Annotated in this window: 11 protein-coding genes and 2 tRNA genes; 3 read left to right on the top strand and 10 right to left on the bottom strand. The window is 71.2% G+C overall.

Annotated features, from left to right (window positions below; genetic code table 11):
• Positions 1–31: 31 nt before the first annotated feature.
• On the top strand, positions 32–487 hold the full coding sequence (locus tag GA0070607_RS17290; RefSeq protein ID WP_089019126.1) for an ATP-binding protein: 456 nt from the start codon (positions 32–34) through the stop codon (positions 485–487).
• A gap of 16 nt (positions 488–503) precedes the next feature.
• On the opposite strand, the gene GA0070607_RS17285 is transcribed toward GA0070607_RS17290, so the two are convergent.
• Positions 504–1442 carry a ribose-phosphate diphosphokinase gene (locus tag GA0070607_RS17285; RefSeq protein ID WP_089019125.1) on the bottom strand — a complete coding sequence of 313 codons (939 nt, stop codon included), beginning with the start codon at positions 1440–1442 and terminating at the stop codon, positions 504–506.
• Positions 1443–1544: 102 nt separating this feature from the next.
• On the opposite strand from GA0070607_RS17285, the gene glpK reads away from it, so the two are divergent.
• The gene (gene glpK / locus GA0070607_RS17280; RefSeq protein ID WP_089019124.1) at positions 1545–3029 is read left to right on the top strand and encodes a glycerol kinase GlpK; all 1485 of its coding nucleotides are present in this window, start codon (positions 1545–1547) and stop codon (positions 3027–3029) included.
• Positions 3030–3033: 4 nt separating this feature from the next.
• Here the strand turns inward: glpK and GA0070607_RS17275 are convergent, their stop codons facing one another.
• Complete coding sequence (locus tag GA0070607_RS17275) at positions 3034–3867, bottom strand: phosphoribosylaminoimidazolesuccinocarboxamide synthase (RefSeq protein ID WP_089019123.1); 834 nt, start codon at positions 3865–3867, stop codon at positions 3034–3036.
• 151 nt (positions 3868–4018) lie between these two features.
• Here GA0070607_RS17275 and GA0070607_RS17270 point away from each other — a divergent pair, with 151 nt between their 5' ends.
• Positions 4019–5350, top strand: coding sequence for an ABC transporter substrate-binding protein (locus tag GA0070607_RS17270; protein ID WP_089019122.1), 1332 nt, complete (start codon positions 4019–4021; stop codon positions 5348–5350).
• Between the two features lie 75 nt (positions 5351–5425).
• Here GA0070607_RS17270 and GA0070607_RS17265 read toward each other — a convergent pair whose 3' ends face one another.
• From GA0070607_RS17265 to GA0070607_RS17235, 8 genes are all read right to left on the bottom strand, one after another.
• Complete coding sequence (locus GA0070607_RS17265) at positions 5426–5677, bottom strand: hypothetical protein (RefSeq protein WP_089019121.1); 252 nt, start codon at positions 5675–5677, stop codon at positions 5426–5428.
• A gap of 137 nt (positions 5678–5814) precedes the next feature.
• Positions 5815–5888 (bottom strand) — tRNA-Met (locus GA0070607_RS17260).
• A 153-nt stretch (positions 5889–6041) separates the two neighbouring features.
• Positions 6042–6115 (bottom strand) — tRNA-Met (locus GA0070607_RS17255).
• Positions 6116–6198: 83 nt separating this feature from the next.
• On the bottom strand, positions 6199–7122 hold the full coding sequence (locus GA0070607_RS17250) for a hypothetical protein (RefSeq protein WP_089019120.1): 924 nt from the start codon (positions 7120–7122) through the stop codon (positions 6199–6201).
• Positions 7112–7270, bottom strand: coding sequence for an RNA polymerase sigma factor (locus GA0070607_RS34150; protein ID WP_408630912.1), 159 nt, complete (start codon positions 7268–7270; stop codon positions 7112–7114). The genes GA0070607_RS17250 and GA0070607_RS34150 overlap by 11 nt, the downstream gene beginning before the upstream one ends.
• Positions 7271–7334: 64 nt before the next feature.
• Complete coding sequence (locus tag GA0070607_RS34145; RefSeq protein ID WP_408630836.1) at positions 7335–7502, bottom strand: RNA polymerase sigma factor; 168 nt, start codon at positions 7500–7502, stop codon at positions 7335–7337.
• Between the two features lie 182 nt (positions 7503–7684).
• A complete protein-coding gene (locus tag GA0070607_RS17240; RefSeq protein ID WP_089019119.1) occupies positions 7685–10684 on the bottom strand; it encodes a UPF0182 family membrane protein in 3000 nt (999 codons plus the stop codon).
• A gap of 97 nt (positions 10685–10781) precedes the next feature.
• Positions 10782–11795: a YlbL family protein gene (locus GA0070607_RS17235; RefSeq protein ID WP_172899050.1), complete on the bottom strand. Its 1014-nt coding sequence runs from the start codon at positions 11793–11795 to the stop codon at positions 10782–10784.
• Between the last annotated feature and the right edge of the window lie 173 nt (positions 11796–11968).

Here is an 11968-nt window from a genome sequence, read left to right as displayed (position 1 = left end):
AATTCTCCGAGATCCGCCGCCGGGACGGGCCATGACGAACGCAGATCCGCACGCACCGCGTACGGTTGTGCCCATCGAACCTGCGCTCCTGATCGCCAAGGCCTTCGACCAGGCCCAGGTGACCGAGATCCGACACTCGGTCACCTCCTGCGCGCACGCCTGCGGGTTGATCGGCCAGCGGCTCGACGACTTCGTACTGGCGGTCAACGAGCTGATCACCAACGCCGTGCGGCACGGTGGCGGGCGAGGGTGGCTGCGGCTCTGGCAGGAGCCGGGGACGCTGGTCTGCGAGGTTGCCGACCACGGGCACGGGATCAGTGCGCAGCGGCTGGGCGACCGCCGACGGCCGGCCCCGGACACCGCCGGCGGCTGGGGCCTCTGGCTGGCCCGCGAGCTGACCGACGCCATGGAGGTGGCCACCGGCACCGCCGGCACCACCGTCCGCATCACCTCAACCCTCACCATCGGCAACCGCACCGCGCACTGACGCCCGCCCTGCGGGCTCAGGCGAAGAGCGCGGAGACGGATTCGCCGTTGTGGATCCGGCGCATCGCCTCGGCCAGGGCCGGGGCCACCGAGAGGACCTGGAGTTTGGGGACCCGCTTGGCGGTCGGGATGGGCACCGTGTTGGTGCAGACGATCTCCAGTACGCCGGACTGGTCGCTGAGTCGCCGCAGCGCGTCGCCGGAGAAGAGGCCGTGCGTGCAGGCCAACCGGATCGAGCGGACCTTCAGGCCCCGCAGGTGCTCCATCAGCTCGACGACCGTGCTGCCCTTGGCGATCTCGTCGTCCAGCACGATGACGTCCTTGTCGGTCACCTCACCGATCACCGCGCTGATCTTGACCAGGTCGTCGCTGAACCGCTGCTTCGCCCCCGCCGCCACCGGCGTGCCGAGCAGCCGGGCGAAGGCCGCGGCCTCCTTGGCGTTGCCCAGGTCGGGCGAGACGACGACGGTGTTGCTGAGGTCGTAGCGCCGGAAGTGGGCGGCCAGCTCGCGCAGCGCGTGCAGGTGGTCCACGGGCACGCTGAAGAAGCCGTGCACCTGGGGCGAGTGCAGGGTCATCGCGAGCACCCGGTCGGCGCCGGCCGAGGTGAGCAGGTCGGCGACGAGCCGGGCGCCGATCGAGATCCGCGGCGCGTCCTTCTTGTCCGAGCGGGCGTACGCGTAGTGCGGCAGCACCACAGTGATCCGGCCGGCGGACGCCCCCCGGGCGGCGTCGATCATCAGCAGCAGCTCGACCAGGTGCTCCTGCACCGGCGGCACCAGCGGCTGGATCAGAAAGACGTCCCGCTCCCGGCAGTTGGCCTGCAGTTGCACTTCCAGGCAGTCGTTGGCGAACCGGGAGACCCGCACGGGATGCAGCGGCACCCCCAGGTGGGCGCAGATCTCGGTGGCGAGGTCGGGATGGGCGGTTCCACTGAAAACGGCGATGTCACGCACGTTCGCAGATCGTAGGCGAATCGGTCGGCGCGGGACGGCGGCAGGCCGCAACCGACCGTGACGCCTGTCGCACCGCGCGGCGGGTCCGGGTACGGTGCTGCCGTGACCCCCCAGTACGTCGCCGCCATCGATCAGGGCACCACCTCCTCGCGGTGCATCGTCTTCGACCGGGCCGGGGAGATCGTCGCCGTGGCGCAGCGCGAGCACCGGCAGATCTTTCCCCGACCCGGCTGGGTGGAACACGACGCCGAGGAGATCTGGGAAAACGTCCAGCAGGTCGTCCAGGAGGCGCTGCGGTCGGCCGGCACCGACACGGCCGGGCTGGCCGCGGTCGGCATCACCAACCAGCGGGAGACGACAGTGGTCTGGGACCGGGCCACCGGACGACCGGTGGCCAACGCGCTGGTCTGGCAGGACACCCGGACCGGGCCGCTGCTGCGCGAGCTGGAGACGGCGTACGGCGAGGAGCTGTTCCGGACCCGCACCGGCCTTCCGCTGGCCACCTACTTCGCCGGGCCGAAGCTGCGCTGGCTGCTGGACGAGGTTGACGGCCTGCGCGAGCGCGCCGAGCGCGGCGAGGTGCTCTTCGGCACCATGGACAGCTGGCTGATCTGGAAGCTGACCGGCGAGCACGTCACCGACGTGACAAATGCCAGCCGGACGATGCTGATGGACCTCGCCACCCTGGCCTGGGCCCCGGAACTGCTGGACGCGATGGGCGTGCCGGCGGCCATGCTGCCGGAGATCCGCAGCTCCGCCGAGGTGTACGGCACCGCCACCGGAGTGCTGGCCGGAGTGCCGGTGGCCAGCGCGCTCGGCGACCAGCAGGCGGCCCTGTTCGGCCAGACCTGCTTCCAGCCGGGCGAGGCGAAGTGCACCTACGGCACCGGCAGCTTCCTGCTGCTCAACACCGGGGCCAGCCCGGTCCCGTCGACGCACGGCCTGCTCACCACGGTCGCCTACCGGATCAAGGGCCAACCACCGGCGTACGCCCTGGAGGGCGCCATCGCGGTCACCGGTTCACTGGTGCAGTGGCTGCGGGACAACCTCGGGTTGATCTCCACGGCCGCCGAGGTGGAGGAGTTGGCCCGCACCGTGGACGACAACGGCGGCTGCTACGTGGTGCCGGCGTTCTCGGGCCTGTTCGCTCCGCACTGGCGTAGCGACGCCCGTGGGGTGATCGCCGGTCTGACCGGCTACATCACCAAGGGGCACCTGGCCCGTGCGGTCCTGGAGGCGTCGGCGTGGCAGACCCGCGAGGTGGTCGACGCGATGAACGCCGACTCCGACGTGGCGCTGCGTCGACTCCGGGTGGACGGCGGCATGACCGCCAACGGCCTGCTCATGCAGTTCCTCGCCGACGTGCTCGACGTGCCGGTGGTCCGCTCCCGGATCACCGAGACCACCTGCCTCGGCGCCGCGTACGCGGCCGGTCTGGCGGTCGGTTTCTGGCCGGACCTGGCCACCCTGCGGGCACAGTGGCGCTCCGACGCGCAGTGGGAGCCGACCATGGCCCCCGAGCTGCGCGAGCAGGAGCTGCGCCAGTGGCACAAGGCCGTCCAGCGCACCCTGGACTGGGTGGACTGAGCGGTTACTCCCAGCGGTTGCCGGTGAGCTTCTCGTAGACCTCGACGTAGCGGGCCCGGGTCGCCTCGACCACCTCGGCCGGCAGATCCGGCGCCGGGCCCTGCTTGTCCCAGCCGCTGCCGGTGGCCCAGTCCCGCACGTACTGCTTGTCGTAGGAGAACTGCACCCGCCCGGGCTGGTACGACTCGGCCGGCCAGAACCGGGACGAGTCGGAGGTGAGCAGTTCGTCGGCGAGGACCAGCGTGCCGTCCGGCGCCCAGCCCAGCTCGATCTTGGTGTCGGCGACCAGGATGCCCCGGTCGGCGGCCAGCTCCGCGCCGCGCCGGTAGACGTCGAGGGTGATCTGCCGCAGTCGCTCGGCAGTCGCCTCGCCCACCTTGTCCACCACGTCGTCGTACGTGATGGGTTCGTCGTGCTCACCCATCGGTGCCTTGCTCGACGGTGTGAAGATCGGCTTGGGCAGGATCGACGCCTCGCCCAGCCCTCGGGGCAGCGGCACGCCGGAGACCGCGCCGGTGCGCTCGTACTCCCGCAGGCCGCCGCCGGTGAGGTAGCCCCGGGCGACGCACTCGACCGGGACCATGTCCAGGCGCTGGCAGCGGATCGCCCGCCCGGCGAACTCCGCCGGCACGTCGGCGGCGGAGATGACGTGGTTCGGCACCAGGTCGGCGAGCTGCTCGAACCACCACAGCGAGAGCGCGGTGAGCAGGCGACCCTTGTCCGGAATCGGCGTCGGCAGCGCCACGTCGTAGATCGAGATGCGGTCCGAGGCGACCAGGATCAGGTCGTCGCCGTCGGCGTAGACGTCCCGGACCTTGCCCGAGTGCAGAAGTTCCACGCGCCCTAGTACACCACGCGGCACCGGGGGGCCTCCTTCGACCACCCGCACCGCCGTTCTGGGCAGGGGTGCCCGGACGGACGTTGACACCTTCCCACGCCGCCTGCGTGAATGGTCCGACCGCCGCCGCCCGCAGGTGCCAGGAGACCCCGTGCCCGCTGTTCGACCCCCGATCGACCGCTTCGACGCCGACCCGGGCCGGCGCCGGGTGCTGGGCGCGCTGCTCGGTGCTCCCCTGCTGGCCGCCGGCGGGCTGACCGGATGCAGCGACGGCCCCGCCACATCGACCGACGAGGGGCCGGTCGAGCTGTCGGTCTTCTGGTGGGGCGGGACGAAGCGGGCCGAGCTGACCGAGAAGGTGCTGCGGCTCTACTCGGAGCGCAACCCCCGGGTCACCTTCCGCGTCACCTGGCAGGGCGCCGACGGCTACTACGACCGGCTGGCCACCCAGGCGGCCGGCGGCAACGTGCCGGACCTGATCCAGCTCGACGACGCCGTGCTGACCGAGTACACCCAGCGCCAGATCGTCCTCGACCTCAGCGAGCGGGTCGCCGACCATCGCCTGGACCTGCGCGGCCTGCCGGAGAGCCTGATCCGCTACGGCACTGTGGACGGGCGGACGATGGCGGTGGCCGGCGGCCAGACCCTCGCGGCGGTGGTCTTCAACCGGGACCTGCTGCGGGAGCTGCGGATGCCGGAGCCACGCAGCGGGATGCCCTGGGCGGACTACATCGCCTGGGCGGAACAGGTCACCGAGGCCAGCGACGGCCGGGTGGCCGGCACCATGGACGCGTCCGGCGACTACCGCGCGCTCTGGCTCTGGCTGCGCGCCCAGGGCGGCGAGTTCTACCGGGGGCACCAGCTCGGCTTCGGCGCGGACGAGCTGATCGGCTGGTTCGAGCTGTGGCAGCGCGCCCGGGCCGGGCGGGCCACACCGGGCGCGGCACTTGTCGAGCAGGCCGACAGCGGGGAGCCGGCCCGGCAACTGGTGGTCAGCGGGTTGACCGCCGCGTCCTTCGCCTGGTCCCACCAACTGCCGGAGCTGCAACGGCTCACCGAGGCCGAGCTGGGCGTGGTCGGCTTCCCCGGCCCACCTGGTGCACAGTGGGCGCGTGCGTCGATGTACTGGGCGGCGTTCCGCGGCACCCGCCACCCGGACACCGTCATCGACGTGATCAACTTTTTGACCACGAACGGCGAGGCCGGGACCGTCCTCGGCCACGAACGCGGCCTCAACGCCAGCATCGCCGTCCGCCGCTACACCGAGGGCAGCATCACCGACCCGGCGCAGCAGCGAGCCGCCGCGTTCAACGTCAGCATCGCCGAACAGCTCGGGCCGGCGCCGGCGCCACCCCCGAAGGGGCACGCCAAGGTGCGTACCCTGCTCGTCACCGCCGCGGAGAGCGTCCGCTCCGGGCGCGCCGGCACCCGCGCGGCCACCTCCCGGTTCATCGCCCAGGCCAACGCCGCCCTGGCGGCGTGACACCGGCGGCGGCCGACTGGCCGCCGCCGGTGTCACGAGCCGCTGGCCGGCCGGACACGGGCGGCCACGCCCGGGTCAGCGCGGCGGACCGCCCCGGCGGTTGCGGGTCAGCCGCAGCACCAGGAACACGATGATCGCCACCACCACCAGGCAGCAGAGCAGGCCGAGGAATCCGAAGCCACCACCGCGGGACCGCCGCCGGGCGGCCTCCACCACCAGCTCGCCGGTGCCCGTGGACGCCCAGGCCGCGACGGGCACGAACACCGCCAGCACGACCGCACCGAGGACCGCGCTGAGCCGGCCCCACCACTTGCCGAATGAAGACATGTCCCCATCCTCGCCGAAGGGCGCAACCTCGGCACGACTGTCCACGCCGAATCTCGGGACCCGCTCCGCCGCCACCCAGCCAAAAAAACCCGACCCCCACGATCTGGGGGCCGGGCTTTGACGTGCACTTTCATTTGTAGCGGGGACAGGATTTGAACCTGCGACCTCTGGGTTATGAGCCCAGCGAGCTACCGAGCTGCTCCACCCCGCGTCGACTGGTTAACCCTAACCCATCCGTCCCGGCGATGATCGGCGGGGTCGCCACCCGAGGGCACGACCACCAGTGCGCCACCCACACGTACCCGACAATGTCGACAGCCCGCCTCCGGCGAACCGGAAACGGGCTGTCGATCTGTGTCTCTCGTAGCGGGGACAGGATTTGAACCTGCGACCTCTGGGTTATGAGCCCAGCGAGCTACCGAGCTGCTCCACCCCGCGTCGACTCGATAACCGTAGCGCACCGACCCGGGGCACCGCAAAGCGACCCACATCCCGCCACCCACCCGCTCACCGGGCCGCCGTCAGTCGAGCCAGTCCTCGATCGCCGCGACCGCCCGCCGGCTGTCGGCGTCGAACGGGGCACGTTCGGCGGAGGTGCCCTCCCAGCCCTGTTCCCAGAGCACCGTCACCACGTCGTCGACGCGGACCGCCCGCACCAACCGGACCTCCTCGCCGCCCGATTTGCCGTTGACCTCCAGGAACGGTGCCCGCATCTCGAACAGCACCGACTCGTCGCCGTACCTGCCCGGGTCGAGCAGCCGCTGCCGCCAGATCCTCTCGCCGTCGTCGGGCAGCTCCTGCTCGGGGCAGTCGCGAACCGCCCGCCGCAGTTCCCGTACGGCGTCGTCGGCACGGCCTGGACGGTAGATGGTGATGGTGTGCCGGTAGCTGCCGTCCGGCACGTACCCCTTCGGGGTTTCCGGCCGCTTGTAGGCCAGGTACCGGCCGCGGCGCTGCACCACCGCGGACTCGCTGGGATAACCGGCCGTGCAGAGCACCGGCAGCACCGCCCCCTCGATCCGCGATTCCAGGCCGGTGTGGTTCGCGGCCGCCAGAACGAAGAAGGCACGGTCCGGAATCGAGGTTGGCCGCTGGGGCTTGCCCGCACCCGTTGTGGTCGCCGACGGCGTACCACTCGACGTGCCGCCCGACGGCGGCGAAGACGGTGGCGACGGGGACACGGACAGGGGCGGAGTCGATCCGGTCGGCGCCGGGCCGGGAGTGTCGGCGGGCGGCGGCAGCGGTGTGCCGCCGTCCGCCGACCACACCAGCCGGCCACCGACCGCCACCCCGCCGAGCAGCACCGCCACCGCGAGCGCGGTGCTGGCGACCCGGACGCGGGCCCGCCGGTCGGCGCGCCGCCGCACCAGTCCGGGGTGAGCGAGTTCCTGGTCGTCGGCAGCGGCGCCGAGCGACCGGTAGAGGTCGGAGAGTTCAGCTGACATCGTTCGCCTCCAGCTTCACGGTGGAGAGCTCGGGCAGCAGCGCGGCCAGCCGGGACCGGCCGCGGGACAGCCAGGACTTCACGGTGCCGACCGGCACGTCGGCCTCCCGAGCGATGTCCTCCACCGACATGTCGAAGAGATAGTGCAGGGCCAGTGCCTGCCGCTGGACGGTCGGCAGCTCACGGAGGGCGCGAACCAGCAGAACCCCGTCCTCACTCGGCGCCGGGGCGTCCGGTGGCGGTCCGGTGCGGCTCAGCGCCGACCGCCTCCTGCACCAGATCCTGCGCCTCGGTGTGGTCGCCCGTGACCGCGTAGCCGTACCGCAACAGCCGGCGGGCCGTGCCGCGGTACAACTCGTCGAAACTCTGCGCGTCCCTCATCGGCTGGTCCCCCTCGTCCGCACCCCGTTGCAGAGAGGACGACGGACCGGTGCCGCAGGTTGCGGGCCGGCCCGTCCAGGTGTGTCCGGGAGGCGACAGGCCGACACGGCGGAGCCCCCGCCGTCAGGACCAGGTGCGATCCGACGACGAGGGCTCCGAGAGGTGCTACCCGAGGGACGGGGTCAGCCGCCCGCGCCGGTGGTCGGGCCGGGGGGCGGCGGCGCGCTGCCGCTCGGCGACGGGCTGCCACCGGGCGAAGCGGGCGGGTTGCCCGCCTGCTGCGCCTGCTGGAAGGCGGTGAGCGCCTCGTCCAGCGCCTTGAGCGCCCGACCGTACCGCTCGAAGTCGCCGGACGTCTGCGCGGCCCGGACCTCGGTGATGGCGGTCTGCACCCGGTTCGCCGCGTCGGCCAGCTCACCCGTCATCGGCGGGGTGCCGGTGCCGGGGCTCGGCGGCGGCGTGGTCGGGTTGCCCCCGGTGGTCGGGGGCGGCGGCGCGCCCTGCCCGGCCCGCTTGCCCTGCTCGACCAGCTGCTTGATGCCGTCATTGATGTTGTCGGCGAGCGCCACGAAGGAGCCGCCGTCGCCGTACGAGAGCAGCACCTTCTGCAGCAGCGGGTACGCGTCCTGCTGGTTGCTCTTCACGTAGACCGGCTCGACGTAGAGCATGCCGTCGGCGAACGGCAGCGAGAGCAGGTTGCCGTACTGCACCTGCGCCTGGTTGCTGGAGAGCAGGTTGAGCTGCTGGCGGATGTTGGCGTTGTTGGTCATCTGCTGGTGCACCTGCACCGGACCGGAGATCCGGGTCTGGTCCGGCAGCTCCAGCACCTCCAGCCGCGGCTGCCCCTCGACGTACGACCCCGAGATGAGCGCCGCGAGGTTCTGCCGGCCGTTCGGGGTGACCGCGGAGGTGAGCTGGAACCGCGGGCTCTCCTGCCCCGGGAACTGGGTGAACAGGTAGTACGGGGGCTGCTTCTGGCCGCTGTCCGGCGCGTCCGGCACGTTGGGCACCTGCCAGAAGTCCTGTGCCGAGTAGAAGTCGCCCGGGTTGGTCACGTGGAACTTGGTGAGCAGGTTCCGCTGCACCTTGAACATGTCCGCCGGGTAGCGCAGGTGCTCGGTCAGCTCGACCGGAATCTCCGCCTTCGGCAGCACCAGGTCACCGCCGAACGCCTTGTTCCACGCCTTGAGCACCGGGTCGGTGTCGTCGTACTCGTAGAGCTTCACTGTGCCGTCGTACGCGTCGACGGTGGCCTTCACCGAGTTGCGCATGTAGTTGACGTTCTCCCGGGCCAGCTGGAAGGTGCCCCGGTTGGTCAGCTCGTCGGTGGTCTCGGTCTGGAGGTTGACCCGCTCGGCGTACGGGTAGGTCGCCGCCGTGGTGTAGCCGTCGACGATCCACTGCACCCGGCCGTCGACCACCGCCGGGTACGGGTCGCCGTCCAGCGTGAGGAACGGCGCGACCTTCTCCACCCGGTCCCGCGGGTTGCGCACGTACAGCAGCCTGGAGTCCTTGTTGACCGCCTCGGAGAGCAGGAAGTTCGACTCCTGCTCCTTGATGGCGTACAGCAGCCGCCGGGTGAAGGAGCCGATCTCCACGCCGCCCTCGCCGGTGTAGGTGTAGGACTCGCCGCCACCCTCACCCACCGGCCGGTCGAACTCGGCCTTCTTGTTCGGGTCGGACTGCCCGACGATCGCGTAGTCGTCGGCGGCCATCCGCTCGCCGTAGTAGATGCGCGGCTGCTTCGCCGGGATCTGCTCGGTCTGCGAGGAGCACGCCTCCTGGGTCCGCTCGCCGAGGAAGCCGGAGACGAAGAACGGCTGCCCACCGCAGACCACCTGGTTCGCCGGGGCGGCCACCAGCCCGTACCCGTGTGTGTAGACGGTGTGCCGGTTGATCCAGGTGTTCTGCTGATCGGTCAGCTCGCCGTAGTTGATCTCCCGGACGCCGACCACGTAATCGGAGGTCTTGCCGTTCACCCCGTACCGGTCGATGTCCAGCTTGGGGCCGAAGTCGTAGAAGCCGCGCACCTGCTGGAGCTGGGTGTAGGTCTCGCTGACCAACTGCGGGTCGAGCAGCCGCACGTTCGACACCACGGAAGTGTCGGTGGCCAGGTTGGCCGGCGGGGTGAGGTTGCTCGCCGCGTACGGGGTCGTCTCGGTGGCCCCCAACCCGAACGCCGCCCGGGTCGCGTCGATGCTGCGCTGGATGTACGGCGCCTCCTTGTCCTTGGCGCTCGGCTTGACCTCGAAGGTCTGCACCGCCCAGGGATAGATGCCGCCGATGGCCACCGCGGACACGCCGAGCAGGGCGAGCGAGATGCCCGGCCAGACCAGGTTCCGCATCCAGGCGTTGGAGAACACGATGATCGCGATCGCCACCACGATCGAGATGTAGGCCAGGATCTCCTTCGCCGGCAGCAGCGCGTTGACGTCCGCGTAGCCGGCGCCGTACAGCTTGGCGCCCTCGTTGTACTCCAGCAGCATCGCCCGCCGGTCCAGCACGTACGCGACAGACTTGAGCAGCACGAAGACCGCGACGAGGCTGCTCAGGTGAGCGCGGGCGGCGTTGCTCATCCGGTCCCCGACACCCTGCAGGCGAACCCCGCCGAAGAGGTAGTGCACAGCCAGCGCGCCGATCACGGCCAGCACCACGGCGGTGAACGCGACCCCGAGCAGGTAGCGCCAGAACGGCAGCTGGAAGACGTAGAAGCCGATGTCGACCCCGAACTCCGGGTCCTTGATTCCAAAGTCGCCGCCGTTGCGGAAGAGCAGCCACTGGTTCCACCGGCTCTGCCCGGAGAGGCCGGCGAAGAGCCCGACCACGGCGGCGGTCAGCGCGATCCAGGTGCCGAGGCGCGGGCTGAGCGCCATCCGGTAGCGCTCCAGGGTCGCCTGCTCGACCGAGTGCGGACGCAGCCGCGGGCGCAGCCGGTGGGCCAGCCACAGGTTGCCGCCGACGATGACCGCCATGCCGAGGCCGACGGCGAGGAAGAGCAGCAGCCGGGTGACCAGCACGCCGGTGAAGACCTCGGTGTAGCGGACCTCGTCGAACCAGAGCCAGTCCGTCCACGCCTGCACACCCCAGCCGAGCAGGGTGAAGAGCACGAACACCCCGACCAGGACGGCGATGGTGACGCGCCCGCGCCGGCTCATCCTCGGAAGGGGGCTGCTGCTACGCATGACCACTGTTGGCTCCGCACGCTCGAATGTGATCGGCTCCGACCAGGCACCCAGAGTACGGGGTGTTCCTGAACGCGGCGGGGCACGGTCGCACGCGTCAGCAGCGGGTCGGCTGTCCCCCCGCCCGCAGCGTCTCCAGCGCGGTCAGTCCTTCGTCCAACGAGCCCACTCGCAGCAGCGGCAGGTCGGGTTGCGGGTTGCGGACCGCCTCGGCGCAGTTGTCCGCCGGCACCAGGAAGACCTTGGCCCCGGCGCGCTTCGCACCGACCAGTTTCTGGGCGATCCCGCCGATCGGGCCGACGTTGCCCTCGTCGTCGATGGTGCCGGTGCCGGCGATGACCTGGCCGCCGGTGAGGTCGGCCGGGGTCAGCTTGTCCACGATGCCCAGGGCGAACATCAGGCCGGCACTCGGTCCGCCGATGTCCTCCAGGTCGATGCCGAGCGTGAACGGGTGTGGCTGCTGCTGGTCGATCTCAACGCCGATCCGCGGCCGGCCGTCCTGCTCCTGACTGGTCACCGTCGCGGTGGCCGGCGCGCCGTCGCGGGTGTAGCCGATGGTCAGGGCCGTGCCGGCCGGCTTTGCCCGGACCAGCTCGGTGACCTTCGAGGCCACCGGCACCGGCTTACCGTCGACCGTGGTGATCACGTCACCGACCTTGAGCACCCCGGCGGACGGGCCGTCCGCGGCCACCGTCTTGATCACCACCTGCACCGGGAAGCCCAGTTCGCGAAGCGCCGCGGTCTCGGCGCTGGTCTGCGACACCTTGAAGTCCTCGGCGTTGCGCTGCTCGACCTGCTCCGTCGACTCCCCCGGCGGGTACACCAGCTCGCGCGGCACCACCGCCTCGTCGTCGGAGAACCAGCCGGCGATCGCCCCTCGGAGCCGCACCGTGGGCTGCACCCCCACGGTGGTCAACCGGAGCTGGCCGGCGGACGTGGACGTCTCCCGCCCGGAGATCTGGATGACCTCCTTGCCGTCGGCGGTGCCGAGGGTGTTGACCGTCGGGCCCGGGCCGAGCACCACGTACGGGATCGGCACCCGGAGCACCCCGATGCTCAGCAGGGCGGTGAACAGGGCACCGAGCAGGACCGTCAGGCCACGACGTCTCATGCGGCAGAGCGTACCGACCGCTCGGGGCCCGGTTGCCGCATGCGCCGCGCGACTTCGCCCTCAGCGCAACGCCAGCGGCGGCGACCTGGGGCGCGGCGCGCGTACCGTAGACGTCGTGCCTGATATTCCGTTCGGTTTCGCGCTACCGGGTGGGCAACCACCAGACCCCAACG

Source organism: Micromonospora coriariae (assembly GCF_900091455.1).
Lineage (GTDB): Bacteria > Actinomycetota > Actinomycetes > Mycobacteriales > Micromonosporaceae > Micromonospora > Micromonospora coriariae.
This window is presented reverse-complemented; position numbering and strand designations above follow the sequence as displayed.

Excerpts from the sequence above, each read along its gene's own strand:
- GA0070607_RS17265 (WP_089019121.1), bottom strand. The coding sequence starts at position 5,677 with ATGTCTTCATTCGGCAAGTGGTGGGGCCGGCTCAGCGCGGTCCTCGGT.
- GA0070607_RS17235 (WP_172899050.1), bottom strand. The coding sequence starts at position 11,795 with ATGAGACGTCGTGGCCTGACGGTCCTGCTCGGTGCCCTGTTCACCGCC.
- GA0070607_RS34145 (WP_408630836.1), bottom strand. The coding sequence starts at position 7,502 with ATGAGGGACGCGCAGAGTTTCGACGAGTTGTACCGCGGCACGGCCCGC.
- GA0070607_RS17290 (WP_089019126.1), top strand. The coding sequence starts at position 32 with ATGACGAACGCAGATCCGCACGCACCGCGTACGGTTGTGCCCATCGAA.
- GA0070607_RS17240 (WP_089019119.1), bottom strand. The coding sequence starts at position 10,684 with ATGCGTAGCAGCAGCCCCCTTCCGAGGATGAGCCGGCGCGGGCGCGTC.
- GA0070607_RS17250 (WP_089019120.1), bottom strand. The coding sequence starts at position 7,122 with ATGTCAGCTGAACTCTCCGACCTCTACCGGTCGCTCGGCGCCGCTGCC.